This is a genomic window from Robbsia sp. KACC 23696, from assembly GCF_039852015.1.
Taxonomy (GTDB): Bacteria; Pseudomonadota; Gammaproteobacteria; order Burkholderiales; family Burkholderiaceae; genus Robbsia.
Genome location: NZ_CP156628.1, coordinates 1,109,831 through 1,126,376 on the forward strand (window position 1 = coordinate 1,109,831; position 16,546 = coordinate 1,126,376).

A 16,546-nucleotide genomic window follows, 5' to 3' on the forward strand; every position below is an offset into this window, starting at 1 on the left:
GGCCGCTGCGCCGCCGACCACTACGTGCGCCTTCATGCTTGCGCTCCTGCGTGACGGCGGACGGTTTCGACATCGTGCGCCGGGGCCCCATCCTCCGCGAAATACTGCTCGATCGGCGCAAACCAGCATGCCGCACGATGCGTCGATGCCGTGTCCGTCGCACCGTCGGCCTGCGTGTCGTCGTGCCCGCGCACCGCCACCAACGGCGGTACCGCATCGATACAACGCGCCGCCGCAAACGGACAGCGTGGCGCGAAACGGCACCCGGAAGGCATCGCATCCGGCGACGGCACGGCGCCCTGGATCGTTGCCAATTCGCCGGCGCGTTTGCCGATCGACGGAATCGCGCCCATCAGGCCGATCGTATAAGGATGTTGCGGATTCTCGAAAATGGCCTGCACGCTGCCGTATTCGACGATCTTGCCGGCATACATGACCGCCACGTCGTCGGCGACTTCCGCCACCACGCCGAGATCGTGCGTGATCAACACCATGGCCGTTCCCGTCTCGGCCTGCAAGGCCCGGACGAGCTGCAACACCTGCGCCTGGATGGTGACGTCCAGTGCCGTCGTCGGTTCGTCGGCGATCAAGAGACGCGGTTGATTGGCCAGGGCCATCGCGATCATCACGCGCTGCCGCATGCCGCCAGACAGCTCATGCGGATAGGCGTCGAGTCGTTTTTCCGGGGCCGGAATACGCACGCGCTCCAGCATCAGACGCGCGGCTTCGCGCGCGGCGGCGCGGTCGAGACCGCGATGCCGGCGAATCCCTTCGGCCAATTGATGCCCCACGGTGAACGCAGGATTCAACGACGTCATCGGCTCCTGAAAGATCATGGCCAATTGATTGCCGCGTACATCGGACAGCGCGCGCTCATCCAGCGTGAACAGATCGCGTCCTTCAAAAATCGCCTCGCCCGAGACGATATTCGCCGGCGGCGAAGGCAACAGCCCCATCATCGCCAGCGATGTCACGCTCTTGCCGCAGCCCGACTCACCGACGATGCACAAGGTCTTGCCGCGATGGATCTCGAAGCTGACGTCGTCGACCAGATTCGGCATGCTGGGATCGCGCGAAAACTTCAACGAGAAATGTCGAACCGCCAGGACCGGCGTCGCTGTCGATGCCGGTCCTGTGTTGGCGCCATGCGCCACTACCGTCGGCGACAAGGCGTCCATCGCCGTCGCCCTCTCGGGTCCTCCGTCGCGCATCGTCAGAAGCCTACCGCGTGACCGTCGCGTCGCGAATCGCTGGCCGCCACGTAACCGTGATCCCGCGCTTCGGACAAACGCCAGATGAACTGACCCGCGCCGAAATCCATATACGGGTCGTTGACCGATTTCAACACATGGCCTTTCGCCTTCAGACCTTCGACGACCGCTGCCGGCATGGTGCTTTCGAGATCCAGCGTGAAATCGCGATTGACCTTCCAGCGCGGCGCATCGCACGCCGCCTGCGGGTTTTGGCCGTAGGTCAACATCCGGATCACCGTCTGCATATGGCCTTGCGGCTGCATGTCGCCGCCCATCACGCCAAAGCTCATGCGCGGCACGCCTTGATGCGTCAGGAAGCCCGGAATGATCGTATGGAACGGACGCTTGTGGCCCGCGACGACATTCGGCGACACCGGGTCCATCGAGAAACCACAACCGCGATTCTGCAGGCTGATGCCCCAGTCCGGATGCACGACGCCGGAGCCGAAGCCCATGAAGTTCGACTGAATGAAGGACACCATCATGCCATTCTCGTCGGCGGCGGTCAGATATACGGTCCCGCCTGCAACCGGGCGGCCGAACGTGAACATCGCGGCCTTGTCCATATCGATCAGCTTCGCACGCGAGGCCAGATAGCCCGGATCGAGCATCTGCTCCGGCGTCACTTCCATCGACTGCGGGTCCGACACGTAGCGATAGACATCGGCGAAGGCCAGCTTCATCGCTTCGATCTGCAGATGCTGCGATTCGAGCGAGTCCACCGGATAGCTGCCGACATCGTGATGCTTCAGGATGCCCAAGGCGATCAGCGCGGCGATCCCCTGCCCGTTCGGCGGAATCTCGTGCAGCTCATACCCGGCGTAATCCTGACTGATCGGCTTGACCCACTCCGGCTTGAACGCGCGGAAATCCGCCATCGTATGCGCCCCGCCGTGTTTCTGCAGGAAGGACACCAGCGCTTCGGCGATTTCACCTTCGTAGTAATCGCGACCCTGGGTCTCGGCGATGCGCTCGAAGGTGCGCGCCGCGGCCGGCATCATGAAATGCTCGCCCGTTTGCGGCGCGCGACCGTGCGGCATGAACACATCGGCGAAGCCCGGCTGGTCTTTCAGCAGCGGGACGGCAGCGGCCCATTTCTTCGCCACCATCGGCGCGATCGTATGACCGCGGCGCGCCAGTGCAATCGCCGGCTCGAACAGATCGGCGAACGGCAGCTTGCCGAAGCGCTCGTGCAAGGCGCCCCATGCGGCCACCGCGCCCGGCACCGTCACTGAATCGACACCGCGTTCCGGGCGCTTGGCAATGCCCTTTCCATCCACGCCGTACTTGTTCTTGAAATACTCCGGATTCCATGCCGCCGGCGAAATGCCCGACGAATTCAGCCCATGCAAGCCGTTGCCATCCGAGACGATCGCGAAGGCATCGCTGCCCAGCCCGTTCGACACCGGTTCGACAATCGTCAACACGGCAGCGGTGGCGATGATCGCATCGACAGCCGAGCCCCCCTTGAACAGCATCTGCAGCCCCGCCTGCGCGGCCAAAGGATGCGATGTGGACACCGCGTTCCGCGCGAAAATCGGCGTGCGCGGCGTGGGATAGGGATTATTCCAGTTGAATTGCATCGGCTGCATAGAGGGTCACCTGTTCGGCAAAACGGCATAGAGCGTTATAGACCGACAAATTAACGCAGATTCGGCGGCAAAAAAAATTAATATTTTATTTTGAACGCTTAAAATTATCTTATGTAACGACGTTACCAAAGACCGCCACGCTGCATGCCCTCGATCCAGATGTTGAAAACGTTTTGCGCGGTGGCGCAGTCCGGCTCCTTCTCCGCAGCCGCGGATCGCGTCGCCCTGACGCAGGCCGCGGTCAGCCAGCAAATGCGCAGCCTGGAGGAAACGCTCGCACTCGCCTTGTTCGACCGCAGCGCGCGGCAGATCACGCTGACGCGCCAGGGCCGCGAATTGTTGCCCAAGGTCGCGCATATCCTGACCGAAATCGACGGGCTGTATGCGCGGCCCGAGGACACGCTGACCGGCCCGGTCGCCATCGGCGCGGTCGTGTCGGTGATCGGCGCGCTGTCGGTCGCCGTGCACGCACTGAAGAGCGCCCATCCGGCATTGGATGTGCGCCTCTCGTCATTACGTTCGGACGAACTGGTGCAGATGGTCGAACGCGGCGATCTCGACGTCGCCGCGGTGGTCGGCAGCCCCGATCATGCCTTGTCGCCCACATTGGAATGGCGTCCGCTCTACACGGAGCCGATCGTGCTGGTGGCGCACCCCGACGTCGCCGAGGAATCGGTGGAAGCGGTGCTCGCGCGCCATCCCTTCATTCGCTTCGATCGACGCGTGCGCACTGGGGCCTTGGTCGACCTGACGCTGCAGCGTCTGGGCTGGCGCGTCAACGAGTACCTCGAATTGAATGCGATCGAAACGATCGCCACGCTGATTCGCCGCAAGGTTGGCGTTGCCGTGCTGCCGCTGCTGCATAACGGCGGCTGGCTGCGCGACCCGCAGTTGCGCATCATGCCGCTGCCGGAGCGCACGCCGGAGCGCGAGGTCGGGATGGTCCAGCGGACCGTCTTTACGCGCCGGTCTCTCACCGACGCACTGCTGGCGCAATTGCAGCAGTAGGCGGGGGGCGCCCGCGCTACAGCGATCCGGCCGGACGCGCATTCGCATCGGCGAGCACGGCAGCTCGCAAGGCGGCAATAAAACTGGCATCGATGCCGCGTGACGCGCGGGGATTATCGGCGCGGGTCCAGATGCCGATCGGCGGCAGCGCCCAGGTAAGAGACCAGGGAACGATAGCCACGCCGGCCGTTCGCACCAACTCTTGCGCGATATCGGCCGGCACCAGCGCGACGGTCCGTTCGCCCTCGGCGATCGCATCGCCGATCAGCTTCGACGCATTGGTTTCGATGATCGGCTCCGGCACCGGTGCGGCCGCCGCAGTAAACAGCCGCTCCACTTCGCCACGCACCGGCGTCCCGGTCGCGCCCATCACCCATTCGAGTTCCGACAAATCGCGCCAGTCCAACTTGCGCCGGCCGAGCCGGGCTGCCAAGCGCCGATTGGCGATCAATCGCGGCTGTTGTTGATAGAGCGCCGCGTAGACGAGGTCGTCGACGCTGCCCGACGGCGCCGGCCGCAAAGGCCGCGCCCGTGCCACGATCAGATCCAGCGAACGGTCGCGCAGGCGCGCAATCAATTCGTCGCTATTGCCCTCGTCGACCGTCACCGTCACGCGCCGGGCCGTTTCAGACAACATGCCGCGAATCGCCTGCATCAGCAACTGACTGGAAACAAAGGGAATCACGCCCACGCGTAGCTGCGTCGCCGCGCCGGAGACCAGCGCGCCGACATCGAGCGCCATCCGATCCAGATCGTGCAGAATGGCCCGCGCTCGCTCCAGAACGACGTCGCCCAGCGGCGTCGGCGTCATTCCGCGCGGGGAACGCGAAAACAAGGGCGCACCGAACAAGGCCTCGATTTCCGCCAGCGCGTTGGTCAACGCCGGCTGGCCGGTAGCCATATGTTCGGCGGCACGCGTAACCGAGCCATGCTCGCGAATCTGCAACAGCAGCAGCAGGTGCCGCATGCGCAGCCGGGTGCTCAACTTTCGAACCAGCTCGCGGGAATCGGATGTGGACATAAGCCATTATAAAAACAATATGGCGCCATACTAAATCAAAATACCGGGGCGGCGCACCCTCCTTAGACTGGCATCCATCCAATCAAGCCACGTCTCAGGGGATCCACGATGAACGACGCAGACCGCCAAGCCGCCCTCGACTATCACGAGTTTCCGACGCCCGGAAAAATCGCGGTAACCGCCAGCAAACCCTTGGTGACGCAGCGCGACCTCGCGCTCGCGTACACGCCAGGCGTCGCCGCGGCCTGCGAGGAAATCGTCGCGGACCCGATGAACGCGCACCGCTATACCAGCCGCTCGAATCTGGTGGGCGTCATCACGAACGGCACGGCCGTACTCGGTCTCGGCAATATCGGCGCGCTCGCGTCCAAGCCGGTGATGGAAGGCAAGGCAGTGCTGTTCAAGAAATTCGCCGGCATCGACGTCTTCGATATCGAAATCAATGAAAGCGATCCGGACAAGCTGGTCGACATCATTGCCGGGCTCGAGCCGACCTTCGGCGGCATCAATCTGGAAGACATCAAGGCCCCGGAATGCTTCGCGGTCGAACGCAAGCTGCGCGAACGCTGCGCGATCCCGGTGTTCCACGACGATCAGCACGGTACCGCGATCACCGTCAGCGCCGCCTTCCTGAACGGCTTGAAGGTGGTGGGCAAGGCGATCGACCAGGTGAAAGTGGTCACCTCCGGCGCCGGCGCCGCCGCGCTCGCCTGTCTCGAATTGATGGTGCAACTCGGCCTGCCACGCGAGAATGTCTGGGTGACGGATATCGAAGGCGTCGTATTCAAAGGCCGTGAAACGCTGATGGACGCGGACAAGGAGCGCTTCGCGCAGGACACGCCGCACCGCAAGCTGACCGATGTCATCGACGGCGCCGATGTGTTTCTCGGCCTGTCCGCAGCCAATGTCCTGAAGCCGGAACAGGTCAAGACGATGGCCGAGCGCCCGTTGATCCTGGCGCTGGCCAATCCGACGCCGGAAATCATGCCGGCGCTGGCGCTGGAAGCGCGCCCGGACGCGGTGATCGCCACCGGCCGTTCGGACTTCCCGAACCAGGTCAACAACGTACTGTGCTTCCCCTACATCTTCCGCGGTGCGCTGGACGTGGGCGCCACCACGATCACGACCGAGATGGAAATCGCCGCCGTTCACGCGATTGCCGCCTTGGCGGAAGAGGAAGCCAATGAGATCGTCGCCGCGGCCTACGGCGGTATCGATCTGTCGTTCGGACCGCAGTACTTCATTCCCAAGCCTTTCGATCCGCGCCTGATCGTCCGTATCGCACCGGCCGTTGCAAAAGCCGCGATGGAAGGCGGCGTCGCCACGCGCCCGATCGACGATCTGGGTGCCTACGCGGACCAGCTGCAACAGTTCGTCTATCACTCCGGCGCGTTCATGAAGCCGGTGTTCGCGGCGGCAAAGCAGGTCGTCAAGCAAAGCGGCCGCGCCCGTATCGTCTTCACCGAAGGCGAGGACGAACGCGTGCTGCGCGCGGTGCAGGTATTGGTCGACGAGAAGCTGGCGCAGCCGATTCTGATCGGACGCCCCGAGGTGCTGCTGGCCCGTATCGAAAAATACGGTCTCCGGCTGAAGCTGGGCGTCGATGTCGAAGTGACGAACCCGGATTGGGATGAGCGCTTCCATCAATACTGGGTCACGTATTGGGAAGAAATGTGCCGTGAAGGCATCTCCAAGGAAATGGCGCGCGTGGAAATGCGCCGCCGCCTGACGCTGATCGGCTCGATGATGGTCAAGCTCGGCGACGCGGACGGCATGGTCTGCGGCACCGTCGGCGCGTATCACGATCACCTGCGCTTCGTCGATCAAGTCATCGGCAAGAAGCGCGGCGCCAGTGTCTATGCGGCGATGAACATCCTGCTGCTGGACCAACGCACGGTCGCGCTCGTCGACACGCACATCAACGACAATCCGTCGGCCGCCGAGATCGCCGAGTTCACGATCATGGCCGCTAATGAGATGGCCAAGCTGAACCTGCTGCCGAAGGTCGCCCTGCTGTCACGGTCGAACTTCGGATCGGCCAGCTCGGCCTCGGGACCGAAGATGCGCGAAGCGCTGTCCCTGATCACCGCGCAGCAGCCGGACCTCGAAGTCGATGGTGAAATGCATGGCGACTGCGCGCTCGACGAATCGCTGCGCAACCGGATCTTGCCGAATTCGCGCCTGAAGGGCTCGGCCAATCTGCTCGCCTGCCCGAACGTCGACGCCGGCAATATCGCTTACAACCTGCTGAAGACCACGGCGGGCAGCAATGTCGCGATCGGTCCCTTCCTGTTGGGCGTGAATGCGCCGATCAATATCCTGACGTCCAGCGCGACGGTGCGTCGGATCGTCAATATGGCGGCCTTGACCGTCGTTCAGGCAAACCGCGACTAACGCGAATGGCCCCCTCTGCTCAGGGGGCGCCAGTTCACATCAGGGCCGACAAGGCCTTTGCCTGCGCGATGAAGCGTTGCTTTTCATCGCCCGCCAGGCGGTTGTCCCGCGGCAAGGGCACCGTCAGCGGATTCATCGCCACCTGATTCACCCGCACCTCGAAATGCAGATGCGGTCCGGTCGCCCATCCGGTGGTGCCGACATACCCGATCACCTCGCCTCGCTTGACGGTCTGCCCCGCATGCAATCCCTTGAAAAACCGGGACATATGCGCGAAGCGCGTCGAGTAGGGCGGCGCATTCTGTATTTCCACGACCTTTCCATAGCCGACCTTCCAGCCCGCGAAGATCACGCGACCGTTCGCCGTCGCCCGGATCGGCGTACCGACAGGCGCCGCCAAATCGACGCCTTCATGTTCCTGCCAGCGATGCGTTATCGGATCCAGTCGACGCAGCGAAAACGGCGAGGAAATGCGCGTGAAGACAAGCGGATAGCGGGAGAATGACGGCTTCGTACTGCTGCCGTCCTTGGCGTAGTACAGCGGCTCGCCGCCCAATTGTCGGTGTAGAAATACTTCCTTGGCGTCCTTGCCGTCGCCGATCTTGACGGCCACCGGCCAATGCGCATCCACGGCCGTGGCGTGCGTCGTGTTTGTGTTTGCGGTTGCAGTCGCCGCAGCGGGGCCCCCGGCAGTTGATGCCGCGGTGCGCGCGGCGGATGCCGGCGCGGTGCTGCCGTTTCGGAACAAGAGCGTGATCGAGTCGCCCTTGCGCAGGTCTCGACGAAAATCGATCGCCCCGTCGAAAGCGTGCGCCACTTTCAGCGCCGTTGCGGAATCGAGGCCCAATTGCCGCGCCGATGCATCGAAACTGCCCTCCACTTTTGCGGTGCGGACCTGCAATCCGGCCGCGGCGGCCGCGGCTTGCATCGCATCGACGATCGGCGCAGGACCGGCAACGGTCTTGCCTCCGGCGTTGACGCCTTTGCCGGCAGGCGTCGATTGAGGCAGACCCCGACGCTGTGCAAGCTCGCCATCGTCGAGGCGCTGCATCGAAAAGAAACCGTCGTCGTCGTTATCGGTGCGCGGCGTGCCGTGTTGTGCGATCAGGAAATAGCTGGTGCAGAGTGCCGCCAAGGCGCAGGTTCCCGCCACGCGTTTCAAGCGTCGCGAGGAATCGGACAGCCCATTGGTATCACCGATCACGGCGATCGAGGCAACGGCTGCCTCTACGAAGGGCGAGGAATGCGGCGTGGAGAGCGTATCGTCGGACGGGGTGACGGACAGGGAATCGGGCGGCAAGGAAGTCATTGCGTCGTAAAAACGGTGCCACGATGCGCGTCGACCCTCACCGCGCCCGACATGCCACGCGACGCAGGCACACAAAAGTGCGGCGGCACGACAGGGGGCGCAACAGACGACCTATGCCTGCCGCGCAGCGTCGGCGCGGTCAGTGCGGTTCGGGCAACGGGGAAGCGGACGGCGCGCTCCGCCGGACAGGCCGACAGAACGGAAATGCCGCGCCCCGCCCCGACGACGCATCGGTGCAAGATGGCAAAAACCGCGATGCGATGGCATCGGGCGCGCCGCGTCGCAACACAAGGTGCGCCGTCAGTAGGCGTCCGCGCAGACATCGCGGGAAGAAAAAGGGAGAGCCCTAAAAAGAACAGACGGCCGTACAGGCCGATACGCAAGTATGCGACAAGCACGGCGACGACGTAAAGACTTTCACCCCATTTTTACAGGGTGAATTGTAAATTCGTGTAATGGCGGTGGCGTCTCCGCGATGCCCGGGTCTACCGTCCGACGCGCATAAAATCTTTCGGCGGAAGCTGGTTGCACGCGACGTTTTGGGGTAACGTCCTAGAAAATGAGGCTCGGAGAGGGATATGCCTGCCACCGCCAAGACGCCATATGACGTCATGATCATCGGGGGCGGATACGCTGGGATCGCCGCCGCACTGCAACTCGCGCGAGCACATTGCCGCTTGTTGATTTTCGACGCGGGCCGACCGCGCGACCGGTTTTCCACCGCTTCGCACGATTTCATCGGGCTCGACGAACGCCCGACCGCCGCCTCCGCCGCCGAAGCGAAAGCGCGGCTTCTGCGCTATCCGAATGTCGATTGGCTCGCCGCTTTCGCGACCTACGCCTACGTCGGCGAGGACGGTCTGTTCGAGGCGCTGGACGTCAATACGAACCGATACAAGGCGCGCCGCATCGTCCTCGCCTCGGGCCTCGTCGACGCGCTACCGAAAATCCCCGGGCTGGCGGAGCGCTGGGGCAAAACGGTGAGCTTGAGCCCCTATTACACGGCCTACGCCCTCGACAAGGCGCCCCTTGGTGTGCTCGCGTTCGGCGAGGGCGTCTTCGAGGAAGCACTGCTGCTCGCGGACTGGGGGCCGGTGACGCTTTTCACCGATGCGAAGATCGTACTGCGGTCGGAGCAGACTCACGCATTGACGGCGCGCGGTGTCCTGATCGAACAAGAGCGCGTGGTCGGCCTGCAGGGCAACGGCGCCAACGTGCAACTCGCCGATGGTCGTACCGTGCCCCTCGCGATGTTGTTCATGGCGCCGCCTTCACGGCTCGGCAGTCCGATCGCCCGTCAATTGGGCTGCGATATCTCGCCGGGCGGCGCCGGTGAGTACGTTCTGACCGATGCCTCGCAGCAAACGTCGGTGCGCGGCGTGTTCGCCTGCGGCGATATCGCGCGCGTGTCATACGCGGTGTCGCTGGCCGTGGGCGACGGCACTGCTGCTGGCATTGCCGTGCGCCGCTCGCTGAAACTCACCAACCTCGGCTGACGGATCCACCGCAACGTCGCCTCACAATTCGGCTATACTGTACATCCATACAGAAGTCGCGATTCGATATACCGCTGGTGCCGGCAATCCGGGAGGCCATGGCGCCTTGCCGCGCGCGGCGTCCGCGATCCACACGGTTTTTAATGTGACGTGGCGAGGCGGCAGGGGCTGTCGTAATATAAGATAGCGGTGTGGGTTTGCGGCGGTTGTTGTCGCCGAGCAGTCGTACCACCCCTGTCCGCGTGGACTGGCAGCCGTACAAGGGCTGCGGGACACGGCCAGTAGCGCTGGCCTGGGCGTCAGACATGACAACGAGCAGGCCGCTTCGGCGGTCGCGGGTTGGACCATTCCGGTCCTGCGTCGAAGGCGTCATATTTCGTTTGTATCATAGGCCCGGTGATGCTGATCGACTCGCGTCGTCTTCGACATGGGCACGCACCGGGCGGCAACGCACCGCGTCTTCTGTCAGTCATATAGGAATAGAGTCATGTCTACCAAGATTGGCGCAGCAGGCGCGATGTCGCTGCTCTCCGAGCACCTGGGCGATCCCGCTCAGCCTTGCCGGCAAGTTCGCTTGCAGGCCTCTCCGGATGGCAAAACCCTGCTGATGGTCGATATCGATCAACGCAAGGCAGGTACGTTGCGGACCGTGTGCTATGAAATCACCCCGGCGGAATTGATCGCCGCAATCCGCGCACACGGCGCCGAACTGCCGCAAAGCAGCGACGAAGCGATTGCCGCGGTAGAGGCGATGCAACGCGCGAGCCTGTTGGCAGCCGCTGGAATCGGTGGCGCGGCGACGACGTCGGCGTTGCCGACCGGCAGTATGCATTTCGCCGCCAATTCGGCGCCCACCGATGCCGCCGCGTCGCCAACTACCGGCGCGTCGTTTACCGACGTGCCGACCGTCAGCGCCTGACAATGTCCGGTACGACGCAATCATTCGCGCTGGGAGACGTGACGCTGCAGTCGGGGCGCACGTTTCCCGCGATGCAGCTCGCCTATCGTACGTATGGGACCTTGAACGCGGACAGGTCGAACGTCATCCTGTATCCCACCTCGTTCGCGGCACAAGATCACGAGATCGACTGGCTGGTCGGCGACGGCGAAGCGCTGGACACCTCACGCTGGTTCGTCGTCATCCCGAACCTGTTCGGCAATGGCCTGTCCGCGTCGCCGTCGAACGCGGGCCTGCCGCTGCACGATTATCCCTTGGTCACCTGTCACGATGCCGTAATGGCGCAGCACGCGCTGCTGCGGCACCTGGGCATCGCGCGTCTGGCCATGGTCTACGGCTGGTCGATGGGTGCGATGCAAGCCTATCATTGGGCATCGCGTTATCCCGACATGGTCGATCGAATCATGGTGGTATGCGGTGCCGCACGCTGTGCACCGTATAACCAGATGTTTCTCGAAGGGGTCCGCGCGGCCTTGACGGCCGACAGCGCATTCCAGGATGGCTATTTCACGTCGCCGCCCACGCGCGGCGTCAAAGCGATGGGACGCTTGTATGCTGGCTGGGTGACCTCGCATGGCTTTTTTCGAGACGCCCTGTGGCGCGAGGCCGGCTTCGATTCGCTCGAGGATTATTTGCAAGGGGCCTGGGATACGTACTACAGCCGCCGAGATGCCAATGATCTGATGGCGCAGCTGGCGACCTGGCAGGCGGGCGATATCGCCGACAATGCGCGCGATCGTGGCAACTTTGCTGCGGCGATGGCGGCGATCACGGCGCATGTGCTGCTGGTGCCCGGCGCAACGGACCGGTATTTCCAGGTCGAAGATAATCAGGCTGAACTCCCGTTGCTGGTCAATGCGCGTAGCGCTGCGTTGCAGCCGATTCCATCACTGCATGGGCATCGCGCAGGCAATCCGCAACGTATCCCCGATGACCGGGCTTGGTTGACGTCGACAATCAGGACATTTCTCGACGGCACATCATGAACGGTCGCCCAGCGATATCCGAACCGTCGTCCGAACAGGACAAGTCGGTGGGCGGGACATCCGCCTTCGAAAACCGTGCGCCCGATGGCGCGTCGGGGCAAACAGCCGCGTACGACGTTTTCGACGTGTTGCCGGATGCCTATTTGATCCTCGATAGTCGCTACCGTGTCGTCAAGGTCAACGATCAATATCTGAACGCGCTGGGCGAACCCCGCGAAGCGTTGATCGGCCGCTCGATCTTCGACATCAATCAGTGGGGCTCGAATGCCCAGCGACAGGCCCGCCGAGAATGGCTAACGGCTACATTCTCGAATCTACGTCGTACCCGTCAGCCGGTCAGCGCACAGTATTTCCGCTATGACTCTTTGCCGCCCGCGCGCCGACCGATTGCTGGATCGCGCGCGGCATCGGCATCGGCATCGGCATCGGCATCTGCATCTGCATCCGGCACGGCGAGGTCCATGCAGAGCGCTGTCGAGGAGCCATCGCTCGTCACGCGTTATTGGACGATCCAGGCCTCATTGATTCCGGCCCTCGCCCCCTCGCCAGAACCGGTTTCCGAGATTGAACCCGCATCGCATGCAGGCATTCCACCGCTATCGCCGGACGATTGGGTCGCCGTACGCGTGTGGGACGTGACCGACGACATTGCCCGCTCGGAACAACATCAGCGCGAACGGGCGCAATTGCGCTCTCTCGCGCAACTGCGGCAACAGTTGGTGAACGATGCCAATGCGGAATTGGCCGATGAGAAGCGGCGCCTTGATCAGGCCATGTCCTTCGCCGAACTGGGCGCCTGGGAGTGGCAGCCCGATACCGGCACCATCATCTGCACGGCGCAATGCAAGGTCAATCTCGGACTCTCGTTGGATGACACGCTGACCGAGAAAAGACTGTTCGAATCGGTGATCGACCCGCGCGACCGAAAGCGTATGCGCGATGCGATCGCCAACGCCTTATCGGGCGGCAGCTTTTTTGAGATCGACTGCCGTACGCGGCATCACGACGGATCGCTGCATTGGATCCTCGTTCGCGGCTCTGGCCGCTATAAAGCAGACGGCGCGCTCGAATCGGTGCTCGGTCTGATGCTGGACATCACGCAACGCAAGGAATTGGAACTCGCGCGCGAAACGCAGCTTACCGAGGAGCGGAGCGCTCGCCAGCGGAGCGACGACCGCGTCGATACGATGGATGGTTTCGTGTCATCGGTCAGTCATGAGTTGCGTTCGCCCTTGAATGCAGTGCTCTCGTGGACACAGTTGCTCGAGCGGGTGCAGGACCCCGACAAGATCCGCCAAGGCATCGATGTCATCTCGCGCAACGCGCGTCAATTATCGGTGATGGTGGGCGACCTGTTGGATACCGGGGCGATCGTCAGCGGCAAACTGTCGGTGCGCTTGGTGCCGCTCGATCTGGGGGCGCTAGCGGGGCTGGTCGCCGAGGAAATGCGCCCGGACGTGCAAGCACGCGGCCTCGAATTATCGACGCCGGCATTGCAATCGTGTGTGGTGCTCGGCGACGAAAGCCGCTTGCGGCAGATCGTGTGGAATCTGCTGTCCAATGCGATGAAGTTCAGTCGTGAGGGCGCGCTCGAAGTGTCGGTACGCATCGAAGAAGGCATGGCCTGCCTCGATGTGCGCGATCATGGCATCGGCATCGACCGCCATGCGCTACGCAATATCTTCGAACGTTTTCAGCAGCTGGGGGGCGGCGCAAGCGCCGGGCGCGTCGGCGGCCTGGGTCTGGGCCTATGGCTGGTGCGCAATCTGGTCGAATGTCATCACGGCTATGTATCGGCCGCCAGCGAGGGCATCGGCCACGGGTCGACATTCACGGTGCGCCTGCCCATCTATCGCGCCTGACGTACTCGCACGATGTGGGGGGGAACGCTTCGCGGGTCCTACTGCCTGAGCGCGATCACGGCAGCTCACGGTCCCGCGGCGCGGGGCGCGACACGCGCAGCGACCCCGGTGGCGGTTCATTCAGCACCGCCCAGAAAATACCTAGATCCGAAACGGCCGAAATGAAGTCCTGGAAATCCACCGGCTTCACCACATAGGCATTGCTGCCGAGCGCATAGCTACGAAGCAGATCGTGCTCCTCCTTTGACGAGGTCAACATGACGACCGGGATTGCCGCCGATTCGCCGCGGCGCCGGACTTCAGCCAGCACTTCGAGGCCGTCGACCTTCGGCAGCTTCATATCGAGCAGAATCACCGCGGGATTGCCGGGATCCCGATCCGACCAGGCGCCCTCGCCCGCGAGGTAGTCGAGCGCTTCCTGACCGTCCCGCGCGATGACCACTTCGTTCGCGAGATTCGTTCTTTCCAGCGCGATCAACGTCAATTCTAGGTCATGCGGATTATCTTCGACCAGCAGGATAGGTTTCAGCATGAGCAGACTCGGGCGACGCGCCCACGGCGTGGACGCAAATGACGTGCGCAGCCGAAGACCACGCACGTCCCGATTCTACACGCGATACCGTCTTGTCTCGGAAAAGACCAGCGCGAGATCGACTTTGCCGCGCTCAGACGCGCGGCGGCTTGCCGAGATCCAGCGCCGATCCGCGCGGCATCTGCTCGACATAGCCTGCCGACAGTTCATATTGCAATGCGGCCCAGGCACCTAGCAGCGTCGAGTCGTTACTGAGAATTAACGGTGCGCGTACCCATTCCTCGGCAACATCGCCGAACCAGCGCGTCTCGAAAATACGGAAGCTCTCGATCTCGGCACGTCCTTCGGCCAGCAAGTCGTGGTACGACGCGACATGCGTCATCGCCACTTCGCTGATCCCGATGTCGTGGAGGCAAATCACCGCATCCATCGCCTTGCGGATCGCGGCTACCTTGGTGCCTGCCTGGATATAGACGACGGTGCGCGGCGCAGGGCCGTCGAAGACGAGACAGAACAACGTCGCCTTGCAGTATTCGGACAGTATCATCGCAGCTAGCACTCCGGACGAACACATGAGTCGGTAAGGCACAACTTCCGGTAAGCGCCGCTGCCCCATCGGCACCAGGCCGGCATAAGGGAAACAGAGGCGATGTAACCGGTGTTACGTGATGTGCGCTACGTTACCCGCGTGACGGTTGAGATGGTCATCGCTTCGGAGGACGGCATGCCAATCTTCCGATACGCCTTGTTGCAGCAGCGTCTATCACGTCTTACGCTCTTCTCCGCTATTGCCCGTGCCGCGGCATGCAGCGCGAGCGGGCAACGCCATGCATGATTCGTTCCAGGTCAGTTCCAAAGCAAAATGCGGCAATGACCTGCAGTTGAAATGAGGCCGTACGCGCCCTCTCCCTCTCCTGCCAATCATTGCCGCATGCGCGCCGTCTCGCCCGCGTCGACTCCTCCAACGCGGGCACATCGCTGCCCTATTCGACGGCGTGACGCATCAGAACCGATAGCTCACGCCAACCTGCACGATCGGATACCAACGGTAGTGCTCGACTTTGTTGCGCACCTCGGATTCCTCTTGATCGATGACGGACCGGGCAACATAGGTCGTCAAGACCGACGGTTCGTCGAAGCTGACGCGCGGACGGCCATAGGCGACGCCGATATCGGCAACAAAGCCAAAGCCTTTATGCAAGGGCTGATGCCCCCATCCCAGACCGAGGTAAGGCATGAAGGTCGGGAAACGGGCGTTTACCTTTAATTGCTGACCATTGGCCAATACCGCCGGGATCGCAGTGCCGTCGATATAGTAGTTACCATTGGTCGGCACCGCCGTCGCGTTCAAGCGGTCACGATTGATCAACGTACCCGCGCTCACCCGGAAACCATACGAGGGAAACGGAAATACGTCGGCGAATACGCCCAGATGTCGGACCTGCAATTGCCCGTCGAACTTATTGCCGCCGGCATTGAACGAATGCGACAGGTTAAAGCCGTTCAAATCCGCGTGGACCCCGACGTATTTCGTGATGCCCCAGGCACCACCGATCCCCCCACCCTGCGTACCGCCCTGCACATACACTTCCTGTGCCGCCGCGGGCAGCGCCATTGCACCCAAGGCCAACATCACAGCGGCTGCCGCCGCGCTTTTCACCGTACGCATTTCCATGTTTTTCAAGATGTACTCCAATCAGAGCATGTCAAACGATCGACCGCCATTTACCGTCTTCATGTGTCGAATAACACGATGCGGATACGGCAGGGAACTTTAACGAACTGGCCGAACACTCATCACTCGAGTAAAAGGCGATTTGCCCCGCTTTTCGCCCTCCGCTTCTGCTCACTTCGCTACGTCACGCCAGCTTGTCGATCGCGACGGCACCCATGCCGACGATACCGACTCCAGCGCAATGCAGCACGCGCGTTACACCTGACACGTTCATCCGCGATGGGGGAATGCGGACGCGCTACACGCCAGGACCCTGCATTTACTTAAGCTATACCAAAAAAATGACGTTTTCCCGCCGTGCATTGGTGATGCATTCCAAGACACACAACGGCAATGCACCCTTCAAACGCAGCAGTGAAAGACAAGACCGCAGTCTGCGGCATACCGTGCATCGGTGTTT

Annotated in this window: 12 protein-coding genes and 1 pseudogene; 6 read left to right on the forward strand and 7 right to left on the reverse strand. The window is 62.6% G+C overall.

Annotated elements, in window-relative coordinates; all coding sequences use genetic code 11:
- Positions 1-32 precede the first annotated feature (32 nt).
- Positions 33-1,061 (reverse strand): ABC transporter ATP-binding protein, encoded by a 1,029-nt coding sequence (locus ABEG21_RS25975; protein ID WP_347559109.1) that lies wholly within the window; start codon positions 1,059-1,061, stop codon positions 33-35.
- A gap of 152 nt (positions 1,062-1,213) precedes the next feature.
- On the reverse strand, positions 1,214-2,836 hold the full coding sequence (locus tag ABEG21_RS25980; protein ID WP_347559110.1) for a gamma-glutamyltransferase family protein: 1,623 nt from the start codon (positions 2,834-2,836) through the stop codon (positions 1,214-1,216).
- Between the two features lie 168 nt (positions 2,837-3,004).
- Between ABEG21_RS25980 and ABEG21_RS25985 the strand changes: the two genes are divergently transcribed.
- Complete coding sequence (locus ABEG21_RS25985) at positions 3,005-3,853, forward strand: LysR family transcriptional regulator (protein ID WP_347558476.1); 849 nt, start codon at positions 3,005-3,007, stop codon at positions 3,851-3,853.
- 16 nt (positions 3,854-3,869) lie between these two features.
- Here ABEG21_RS25985 and ABEG21_RS25990 read toward each other — a convergent pair whose 3' ends face one another.
- Complete coding sequence (locus ABEG21_RS25990) at positions 3,870-4,874, reverse strand: LysR family transcriptional regulator (protein WP_347558477.1); 1,005 nt, start codon at positions 4,872-4,874, stop codon at positions 3,870-3,872.
- 108 nt (positions 4,875-4,982) lie between these two features.
- Here ABEG21_RS25990 and ABEG21_RS25995 point away from each other — a divergent pair, with 108 nt between their 5' ends.
- The gene (locus ABEG21_RS25995) at positions 4,983-7,268 is read left to right on the forward strand and encodes an NADP-dependent malic enzyme (protein WP_347558478.1); all 2,286 of its coding nucleotides are present in this window, start codon (positions 4,983-4,985) and stop codon (positions 7,266-7,268) included.
- 34 nt (positions 7,269-7,302) lie between these two features.
- On the opposite strand, the gene ABEG21_RS26000 is transcribed toward ABEG21_RS25995, so the two are convergent.
- Positions 7,303-8,577, reverse strand: a complete 1,275-nt coding sequence (locus tag ABEG21_RS26000; protein WP_347558479.1) for a peptidoglycan DD-metalloendopeptidase family protein — start codon at positions 8,575-8,577, stop codon at positions 7,303-7,305.
- Positions 8,578-9,155: 578 nt separating this feature from the next.
- Here ABEG21_RS26000 and ABEG21_RS26005 point away from each other — a divergent pair.
- The 4 genes and pseudogenes from ABEG21_RS26005 (at position 9,156) to ABEG21_RS26020 (ending at position 13,879) form a co-directional block, all read left to right on the forward strand.
- Positions 9,156-10,073, forward strand: a complete 918-nt coding sequence (locus tag ABEG21_RS26005) for an NAD(P)/FAD-dependent oxidoreductase (RefSeq protein ID WP_347558480.1) — start codon at positions 9,156-9,158, stop codon at positions 10,071-10,073.
- A 487-nt stretch (positions 10,074-10,560) separates the two neighbouring features.
- Positions 10,561-10,788, forward strand: a pseudogene (locus ABEG21_RS26010) (hypothetical protein); the annotation flags it as partial.
- 206 nt (positions 10,789-10,994) lie between these two features.
- Positions 10,995-12,017 (forward strand): alpha/beta fold hydrolase, encoded by a 1,023-nt coding sequence (locus ABEG21_RS26015; RefSeq protein ID WP_347558481.1) that lies wholly within the window; start codon positions 10,995-10,997, stop codon positions 12,015-12,017.
- A complete protein-coding gene (locus tag ABEG21_RS26020) occupies positions 12,014-13,879 on the forward strand; it encodes a PAS domain-containing sensor histidine kinase (protein WP_347558482.1) in 1,866 nt (621 codons plus the stop codon). Before ABEG21_RS26015 ends, ABEG21_RS26020 begins: the two co-directional genes overlap by 4 nt.
- Positions 13,880-13,934: 55 nt before the next feature.
- On the opposite strand, the gene ABEG21_RS26025 is transcribed toward ABEG21_RS26020, so the two are convergent.
- The 3 genes from ABEG21_RS26025 to ABEG21_RS26035 form a co-directional block, all read right to left on the reverse strand.
- Positions 13,935-14,411 carry a response regulator gene (locus ABEG21_RS26025; protein WP_347558483.1) on the reverse strand — a complete coding sequence of 159 codons (477 nt, stop codon included), beginning with the start codon at positions 14,409-14,411 and terminating at the stop codon, positions 13,935-13,937.
- 133 nt (positions 14,412-14,544) lie between these two features.
- Positions 14,545-14,958, reverse strand: coding sequence for a hypothetical protein (locus ABEG21_RS26030; protein WP_347558484.1), 414 nt, complete (start codon positions 14,956-14,958; stop codon positions 14,545-14,547).
- Between the two features lie 456 nt (positions 14,959-15,414).
- Positions 15,415-16,086: a hypothetical protein gene (locus ABEG21_RS26035; protein WP_347559111.1), complete on the reverse strand. Its 672-nt coding sequence runs from the start codon at positions 16,084-16,086 to the stop codon at positions 15,415-15,417.
- Positions 16,087-16,546 lie beyond the last annotated feature (460 nt).